Below are 915 nucleotides of genomic sequence, written 5' to 3' on the forward strand. Positions count from 1 at the left end.
GCGCTGCTGCCGTGGAATGTGAAGGATTTGCATACCCCGGATTTAACCAGCATTCTGCCTGGCTGAATAGGTTGGGGTTCGTGGAGCGCTTACGACCGAACTATCCGCGCAAGCCGTTTGAAAGCGTCGAACAAGCACGGGCCTGGACGCAGCAGTTTGCGCAGTGGTACAACCACCAGCACAAACACAGCGGCTTGAAATTCGTGACGCCGGCGCAGCGCCATGGTGGCCAGGCCGATGCGATCCTGCGGCACCGGGAACAGGTCTACGAGGCGGCCAAACAGCGCTGCCCTGAGCGCTGGTCCGGCGCCACGAGAGACTGGAAATTGAAGGACGAGGTTTGGCTCAATCCGGAACGGGCTGAACCTGAATTAGTGAAGCTGGCTGCATGAAGTGACGCGACAACTTTGTTGACAACTACCGGATATGGAGCAGCTTCCGCTTCCAGTTCCCTGTTGATATCAGTTTCATCAACGCCGTCGAGTTGCATCAGGAATTCCAAATGATCGTAAACACTATGCCAGGGGCCGCCCATGAATTGTCGCTGAATAAAAACCCACGTCCGACTCCAATCGATGTGCCCCATAAAGTCTGTTACCTCAACACGCGAGGAAATCGGCAATTTGTAAAGATGGTGCCACATCGCAATCGTGATCTTGCCAAAATCTTTTGATTGCACCGACATCTCAATGACATTCCAGAGCCGATTACGGAGAGCGCTCGTAACCGCCTCTGGCAGATGAATTGCTTCTTTTACGTATTCGTTCCGCTCACTAAATAGCTTCATATATTTCCCTATCACTAGTCTGCCGTTTGATTAGTTGTCAAGACTCGTGTGGTTATACACGCGTTTAACAAATAATTCGGGCTTTTTCTTCTGCCATGCTTTGAGCGCTTGAATTGGTGATACGTGAT

General features: G+C 51.6%; 1 protein-coding gene and 1 pseudogene. One reads left to right on the plus strand and one right to left on the minus strand.

Annotation, left to right across the window (positions count from 1 at the left end; genetic code table 11):
- Positions 1-392: integrase core domain-containing protein (locus H7U20_RS30245; protein ID WP_233410716.1), on the plus strand; the 392-nt coding region annotated here is incomplete at its 5' end.
- Between the two features lie 20 nt (positions 393-412).
- Here the strand turns inward: H7U20_RS30245 and H7U20_RS30925 are convergent.
- Positions 413-787: pseudogene (locus tag H7U20_RS30925) on the minus strand (AbiJ-NTD4 domain-containing protein); the annotation flags it as partial.
- Positions 788-915: the final 128 nt, after the last annotated feature.

Origin of the sequence: Rugamonas violacea, from assembly GCF_016461825.1 — a bacterium.
GTDB lineage: Bacteria > Pseudomonadota > Gammaproteobacteria > Burkholderiales > Burkholderiaceae_D > Rugamonas.